The 7,810-nt window shown below is 46.4% G+C and carries 7 protein-coding genes and 1 pseudogene; 3 read left to right on the top strand and 5 right to left on the bottom strand.

From position 1 onward, the window contains the following. The coding region (gene pyk / locus PGX78_RS04630; protein WP_270445593.1) for a pyruvate kinase at positions 1-1,269 on the bottom strand (1,269 nt) is incomplete at its 3' end. A 331-nt stretch (positions 1,270-1,600) separates the two neighbouring features. On the opposite strand from pyk, the gene PGX78_RS04635 reads away from it, so the two are divergent. From PGX78_RS04635 to PGX78_RS04645, 3 genes are read left to right on the top strand one after another with little or no spacing between them, the layout of a single operon-like run. Next, positions 1,601-2,410, top strand: coding sequence for a DUF4116 domain-containing protein (locus PGX78_RS04635; RefSeq protein WP_270445594.1), 810 nt, complete (start codon positions 1,601-1,603; stop codon positions 2,408-2,410). 18 nt (positions 2,411-2,428) lie between these two features. Beyond that, complete coding sequence (locus tag PGX78_RS04640; RefSeq protein WP_270445595.1) at positions 2,429-3,541, top strand: AAA family ATPase; 1,113 nt, start codon at positions 2,429-2,431, stop codon at positions 3,539-3,541. 3 nt (positions 3,542-3,544) lie between these two features. Then, positions 3,545-4,969 carry a vWA domain-containing protein gene (locus PGX78_RS04645; protein WP_270445596.1) on the top strand — a complete coding sequence of 475 codons (1,425 nt, stop codon included), beginning with the start codon at positions 3,545-3,547 and terminating at the stop codon, positions 4,967-4,969. Positions 4,970-5,012: 43 nt separating this feature from the next. On the opposite strand, the gene PGX78_RS04650 is transcribed toward PGX78_RS04645, so the two are convergent. From PGX78_RS04650 to PGX78_RS04665, 4 genes and pseudogenes are all read right to left on the bottom strand, one after another. Further along, complete coding sequence (locus PGX78_RS04650) at positions 5,013-6,056, bottom strand: sulfate/molybdate ABC transporter ATP-binding protein (RefSeq protein WP_270445597.1); 1,044 nt, start codon at positions 6,054-6,056, stop codon at positions 5,013-5,015. Continuing rightward, the gene (gene modB / locus PGX78_RS04655; RefSeq protein ID WP_270445598.1) at positions 6,047-6,724 is read right to left on the bottom strand and encodes a molybdate ABC transporter permease subunit; all 678 of its coding nucleotides are present in this window, start codon (positions 6,722-6,724) and stop codon (positions 6,047-6,049) included. The genes PGX78_RS04650 and modB overlap by 10 nt, the downstream gene beginning before the upstream one ends. 14 nt (positions 6,725-6,738) lie before the next feature. Next, positions 6,739-7,584: a molybdate ABC transporter substrate-binding protein gene (gene modA / locus PGX78_RS04660; RefSeq protein ID WP_270445599.1), complete on the bottom strand. Its 846-nt coding sequence runs from the start codon at positions 7,582-7,584 to the stop codon at positions 6,739-6,741. A gap of 20 nt (positions 7,585-7,604) precedes the next feature. Next, a pseudogene (locus PGX78_RS04665) lies at positions 7,605-7,810 on the bottom strand (molybdopterin-binding protein); the annotation flags it as partial.

Raw genomic sequence — 7,810 nt, forward strand, 5'->3', positions numbered from 1 at the left:
CGTTTCTCCGCCTTCTCCGATAATGGCTTGTACGCCCCAGTTAACCTGTAACCGGCGTACAATATTTTCATGAGGCGATACGGCTATAATAGGACTCTTGGGACGATATTTGGATATCATCTGAGCTGTATTGCCGCCTTCCGTAGATGCGATAATCGCTGCCGCACCCAACGACTCGGCAATGCGCACCGTCGCCCGTCCGATGGCTTCTGTCGTCGATAGAACATCTTTTCCCGTATCCTGATGGGTTACGGGATCGAATTGACTTTCCGTATATACGGCAACACGAGCCATCGTTTCAACCGCTTCTACCGGATACATGCCGCCTGCTGTTTCGCCACTGAGCATAATGCCGTCCGTGCCGTCCAAAATGGCATTGGCAATATCACTCGTTTCGGCACGAGTCGGGCGAGGGTTATTCATCATAGATTCCAGCATTTGCGTTGCCGTAACGACCGGTTTCCCGGCCTGCTGGCACTTACGAATGACCATCTTCTGTAAAGCCGGAACTTCTTCTGCCGGAACCTCTACCCCCAAGTCGCCGCGAGCCACCATGACGCCGTCACTCATACGAATAATATCGTCAATATTGTCAATAGCCGTACGACTTTCTACTTTCGACATGATTTTTATAGAACTGCCGTGCTTTTCAAGAACCTTACGAATAGATACGACATCGCTGCCTCTTTGGATAAACGAAGCGGCAATCCAATCCATATTTTGCGAAATACCGAATTCAATGTCCTTTATATCCGTTTCCGATAAAGCCGGTAACTTAATGGGAATACCCGGCACGGCTACCCGCTTACGATCGCTCATTTTGCCGCTGTTCAGAACCTGCGTTACAATGTCGTCATCTACAACGGATTGTACTTCCAAGTTGACAAGGCCGTCGGACAAAAGTATATGGTCGCCGGCCTTTACTTCCTGCGGCAAGCCTTTATACGATACGGAAACTATTTTATCGGTTCCTTCCACATCACGGGCCGTTAAGATAAATTCCTGCCCCGCTTTCATTTCAATAGCTCCCTTTTTAAACAGACCCAAGCGAATTTCAGGCCCCTTTGTATCCAGCAACAGGGCAACGGGTTTTCCTACCTTCCGTGCGGCGGCTCGAACGGCTTCAATCCGTTTGCCGTGCTCTTCATGAGAGCCGTGAGAAAAATTAAACCGCGCCACATTCATACCTGCCCTGAGCATAGCTTCGAGTTTTTCCGGTGTTTCCGAACTCGGTCCCAAGGTGCAGATAATCTTTGTCTTCTTCATCATGCCATTTTCTCCTTTACAAGTATACATCTATACCTGTCACTAATTATATGACCTTTATCTGTCGTATATGCTCGTCCAATAGTTGAGCCTTTGTCAATTATACTCTCTATATATTAGAAATATAACTGCCGACTGAAATCAAGATTGCATAGTGGCGAGCCGTTTTTTGTCCCACCGAAGAACGATTCCATCCCTACGGGTATTCTACCCCATAGGTTTATGTATTGCAACGCTCAAAGACTCTTCTCCCCATAGTTATTCCGCCCTATGCGTGCTATAATACAAATACATACACAGTCAGTATAGTTTATAAATAATCGGGGGTCCTCACATGGATCAAGCAAAATACTTGGAAATGGTAAAGCGTAACCCTTACACGCTGGAACACATTGAAAATCCGTCTGAAGACATTATGCTTGAAGCCGTTCGCCGTAACGGCATGGTTCTTCAGTACATCAAAAACCCGCCGCTTAACGTGGCGGAAGCGGCTATTGAAAATGAAGCACGAGCTATACAGTTTTTGTCCGACCCTCCTGCCGACTTGGCAAAAAAGGCAATTTGCAAAAGCTGGGCCAATCTGGAATACATTCACAATCCGTCACGAGAACTCATTACAACGGCCCTTTCCTATTCGGGGTGGGCCATTAAATATGTACGTGACCCGGATGAGGCTTTGCAGCTGGAAGCCGTGAAAAAAAACTTTGACGCCGTTAAGTACATTGATAATCCGTCACAAGAAATTCAAGAAGCGGCAGCCGCTCAAAGTTATGCCGCTTTACGGTATATTGACGATCCCGTGTTTTCTGCTGAAGCCTTGGCTGTAAAAAACGATGAACAGGCTCTACGCTTCATCAAAAATCTGACAACGGAAAAGTTTATCGCCTTATTTAAGATTAACAGCCTCATCTTAAAATATATGCCGCCCAATTTCGCCATTGCCGTCGATGCCGTAGAAGGTGCTCTGCGCCAAGTTATCGGCAGCGAAGAAGTAGATGAAAAATATATTCGCGATTTACTGAATAATCACAGTATCGGTCGTACCGTATCTACCATGCCCATTGACGTCATTGCCCTGATTGATGAATACGGCAGTCCTAAAGCGCGGCGAATTACAGTTGATGAAAAATTAAAATTTACCTAACCGTTAAGAGGTGTACATATGAATTATACGGAAACCTTGGAAAGTGTCGAACTCGTTTCATCTGCCGGCCAAGTGCCCCTTATCGTCGGCAAAACGGGTATCGGCAAATCTGCGTTGGCCCGTGAGTTGGCCGAGCGTCTCAAGGCGCATCTGGTCTATATTGACGGCAACTTGTTAAAAGAAGGGGAAATCGGCGGTCTGCCCCTTATCGATGATTTTACAAAACGAACAAAAGACGGTAAATTGACGCACGTGAAAACGACGGTATACGCAGTCCATAACAAACTCCGCGAAATAGACGGATACTTGGAGAAAAAAGAACCCGTCTTGCTCTTTATCGATGAAATCAACCGTTCCGAGCATGCGGTGCAGCAGGAACTGATGAATCTTATTTTAAATAGAGAAATCAACGGGTATCAGCTGGACTCGAGTGTCTCCATCTTAGCGGCCATGAACCCTGCCGATTCGCAGGAGTACGAGGCCGTCGATATGGATGCGGCTCAGGAAAATCGTTTTGTCTGGCTCTATATGGAAGCGGACCCGTATCAATGGTTGTCCTGGGCCGCCGAAAACGATATTGACGACAAGGTTTGTCAATTTATTTCCACCTATCCGGAATACCTTGTTCGTACAAACGAAGACGATATAGATGCTACGCCGCGAAGCTACGAGCGTATTTCCGCTCTCTACCGCCGCTATATAAATCAACAGGACGTGCGTCGCTCCGTTTTTTATAATGTCGTTCGGGGCAATGTAGGCAAAGTCATTGCCGAAGAGTTTTTAAATTTTATTGAAAGCGATTACACGCCCCTAATCACATACGAAGACGTCTTTACCGGCCCTTCTCTGTCTGATGACATAAGAGAGCGGGTAGCGGCGGAAACTCATACACGACTATACATAAGTGCTCGCAATATTTTGAATCGTCTGAGTAAGGCCTTACAGGAAAAAACAATTGACGGCCAATTTGCCGTATCCCGCTTTGTTACCTTCTTGCAAACCTATCCTGTCGATTTGGCGGTTGCCGTCATGAAAGATATCCGTAATACTATGCCGGCTATCTATAAATACGCTCAATATAATGACGATTTTATTGATATGTATTTTGCCCCCTTCCGACGCCGGAGATAAGCTATGAACAAAACACCTGTCGACATTAATCAGGAGGCCATTCTCCTTTTCCACGACCTTGCCGAGCAGCGGGATAACTATGTGCTCAACGATGAAAAAGCCGGTTTTATCGTTTCACCCGAATTCAGGCACCGCTTCTTTTCTCTTTTAGATGCTCTGAACCTTCGTCTTATTGATGACAGGGATAACTTTTTCGGTTATTTTCTCTTCCAAGCCGACAGGGACTTGCGGTTCCAACTGGACAGTCCTACGGGGACGACATTCAAAAACGGTCGTTATACCCTCTATTTTAATCCCTATCTGTTTCTACAGCTGACTGCGGAACAAATGGAAAGCGCCGTTAAGCACGAGGTTCTTCATATTCTCTCTCTTCATCCCTTGCGGACCAAAGACCTGAAAAAACACTTCTCTCCTCTGGCCGTGGATTTAGCCATGGATATTGTCGTCAATACCTATTTGGCCCCCCTACCGTCCGATGCCGTCACCTTGGCGGTCGTCAACTTACAGTACGGCCTCTCGATGCCCTTATTCGAATCTCTCGAATACTATGCTGAAGAGATTCAGTGCGCCCTGAATAAACGCCCTAAGACGGATGCCTTTACGGACATGAAAAGCGGCGAAGCTTTCTTCTCTGAACGCTTTAACATTGAGCACAGCCATGACATTTGGGAAGAAAGCGACGATGTCGATGAAAAAACACTTATTGAATTTACGAAAAAAGCTGTCGACGGAGCCAGAAAAAGCAAGCCCAATGCCTATTTGGCATCCCTCATGGCAGCCTTGGATCGTGCCGTCAGTGACAGGCCGTGGTACGAATACTTAAAAAAAGTGGTGCGCACCGTAACGGCCAATTATAAGAAAACAACGACGAGGCGCAATCGTCGGCAACCGGAACGTCTGGATCTTCGTGGAGAATTGCGTAATAAAAAAGCTGCCGTTACCATTGCCTTGGATATTAGCGGCAGTATCGGGGATACGGAATTCCGCCAAGCTATGGAGCAAGTGCTTCAAATAGTAAAGACCTGTGACCATGACCTGACAATCATTGAATGTGATAACGAAATTCGCCGTATCTACCACATCGAAGACCTTACGGACCTGCAAGAGCGATTTCCGAAGCGAGGCGGCACGGCTTTTGCCCCTGTTATCGACTATTGTAATGCCCACAAGCCGGATATTCTTCTTTTTTTCACGGACGGCAAGGGGGAAGAAAAGCTTCCCGTACCGCCTAAGGGATATCCGATTTTATGGCTTCTTACGGGAAAAGACGGCATACTCTCCTTGAAAAAGCCGTACGGAAAAATAAAAAAATTACAGTCCGCCGAGCCTCAAGACGCTCCTTTTGATTTCGATGCAGTCGAAAAAGGCGGCTTTTCCATGGCTAACCAAGAACGTTCCGGTGCCCTGCACGAATTAATACGGGGATAATTATGAAAAGACCCACTCACTTACAGTGAGCAGGTCTTTTCTTTTACTTGTATAAGGGTAAAACATCTTCTCGTCGAACACCCAATTGAGAGGGCATAGAAGAAGGAAAGTGCTCCTTCGGAAATCTCCACCAAAGATCTTCACTATTAACGCACTGATTGGCATAACGGAATTTAATTACCCATTCAAAAGGTTGTTCCACACATTCCGTTACCACAATAGGCTGTTCATTTTCATTTCGCTGTGACGAAAAGCTGTGAGCCCTGACACCGACAGCGCAAAGCCCGTCTTGTACCTCATCTTCCGTATGTAACACTACATTCCAAGACGGCACGAAGACATCATGAGATCCTCTTTTTTCCGCATCGGCAATATTCTTACACCCCGTGAGGACCGCTGCCGTCACGGTCTGAGGCCTGGTAAAGACCGCGTGCGTCTTACCGAATACTTCAATCTTACCTGCCGACAAAACGGCGATGCGATCACAAAGCTGATAAGCTTCATCACGACTGTGCGTTACGAGAACAACATCCTTTTGAAACCGAGCCAAGGTTTCCTTCAATTCGATGACAAGGCGTTCCTTTAAGTAGCTGTCCAATGCACTGAACGGTTCATCAAGCAACAATACGTCGGGTTCATTGACAAGTATACGCGCCAAGGCGACGCGCTGTTGCTGTCCGCCCGAAAGCTGTCCGGGCTTACGTTCTTCCAACCCCGTAAGGTGCAACGATTCGACAACGGATTTAATGATTTCTCTCTTTTCCTCTTTACCCGCTTTTTTCCGAATGCAGTAAAAGATATTTTCTTTTACTGTCATGTCGGGAAAGAGCGCATAGTCTTGAAATAAATAACCTACCCGTCTTTTCTGTACGGGAACGTCTATAGACTTCGAGGCATCGAAAAGAATTCGGTCATTGACCGATATATGCCCTTTGTCCGGTTTCTCAATGCCCGCAATGCTCTGTAAGGTTTTGCTTTTGCCGCAACCGGAGGCGCCTAAGAGACCGACAATGCCACGGGGCGATGAAAAAGATACATCGAGTGAAAAATCGCCCCATCTTTTTTGTACACTTACATCTATTGCCATGCTCGGCCCCTCCTTTGACGAGCCTTCTTTTCCATCATATTCACAGTCAAAAGCACGACAGCACTGATTATCATATTAATGACAACCCATATAAAAGCACTGTACTCGTCATTGGTTCGCCATAATTGATACACGGTAGTAGAAATCGTAGCCGTATTATTCGGTATATAGCCGATAAGCATACTCGTCGCACCGTACTCACCCAAAGCACGGGCAAAAGCCAGGACAACGCCGGCAATGATGCCTTGCTTACAAGCAGGCATGCGGATTCTCCAAAAGATAAACCGTTCCGACAGACCCAAGGTCCGGGCACTCCAAGCCAAGTTTTCATTAAAGCTCTCAAAGGCTCCGCGAGCGGTTCTATACATGAGCGGAAAGGCCACGACTGCCGAGGCGATGACACCGCCATACCAAGTCATAACAAACTGAATGCCTACCTGTTTCAGGTAAATACCCAGGGGATGTGTGAGACCGAAAATGAGAAGTAAAATCCAGCCGCACACTGTTGGCGGCAAGACAAGAGGCAGGGTAAGCAATACATCTAAAATACCCTTAGCAAACTTCGGTAAGGCGGCAATTTTATAGGCCGCAAAAATACCGAGAAAAAAGACGATGACACAAGAGATGGCCGCTATGCGCAAGCTGTTCCAAAGAGGATACCAATCCATGTGTAATGAACTCCTTATACGCGACTGAAACCTACGCTTTCAAATATCTTCATAGCTTCATCACTTTGTAAAAATTTCAAAAAATCTTTAGCTGCATCTTGCTGCTTCGAATTCTTCAATACGGCTGCCGGATAAATAACTTGACCACACATTTCCTTTGTCGCCCGGTCAACAGGCTTCAACTTCGCACTGAAAGCGTCCGTAGCATAGACAACGCCGCAATCGCCACTGCCTTCCAAGACCTGTGTCACAACTTCTTTTACATTAGAGCCGTATGTAATATTACCGGCAGATGCAATCGCTTTTTCATCCAGGTTGTAGAATTTCAAAATTTTTTCCGTATACTGGCCGACCGGTACGTCACTGTTCCCCATAACCAGACGAACGGAACCGTCTTTCAACTTGGCCGCCATATCGTTAAAGTTTTGGATTTGCTTGGGATTTCCTTCAGGAACGACCAATACAACCTTATTTTCCAACAAGTTAATGCGTGTCGCCGGATCTATAAAATCCAATTTGTCCGGGTTAGCCTTTTCATCTTTCGAGACATCCAACTGATTCATCTGCTTTTGAGCTGCCGATATGAAGAGATCACACTCCGCCCCGTTTTGGATTTGTTTTTTCAGTGTACCCGAAGAATCGAAGTTAAATGTAATTTCTACATCGGGATGCTGCTTTTCATACTCTGTTTTAAGCTGATTCAACGTTTCCGTCATACTTGCTGCCGCAAATACGGTTAAGTGTACTTTTTCTTTCTCTCCGGTCGATTTAGGACCTTCCTGCTGTCCGCCGCAACCGATAAGCCCCACTGCCATTGCCGCCATAACAGCTAAGCCTACCGCTTTTTTCCAGGTATTCATATTTAAAATCTCCCGCAAAATTATTTTCTGGCACAGTCAGACGCTCCGTAGCGCAATAAATCCAACGGATGAGCGACAGTGCTTAAAAATACGTCCAAACATTCATCGCAAGCTTTGGGACTTCCCGGCAAGTTTACGATCAGTGTGCCCTTACGAAGAACACTCGTGGCCCTTGAATACATAGCCCGTTTCGTAAACTTCATCGATTCGGCCCGCATAGCTTCGG

Origin of the sequence: Megasphaera sp. AF13-6AC, from assembly GCF_027685385.1 — a bacterium.
Lineage (GTDB): Bacteria > Bacillota > Negativicutes > Veillonellales > Megasphaeraceae > Megasphaera > Megasphaera micronuciformis.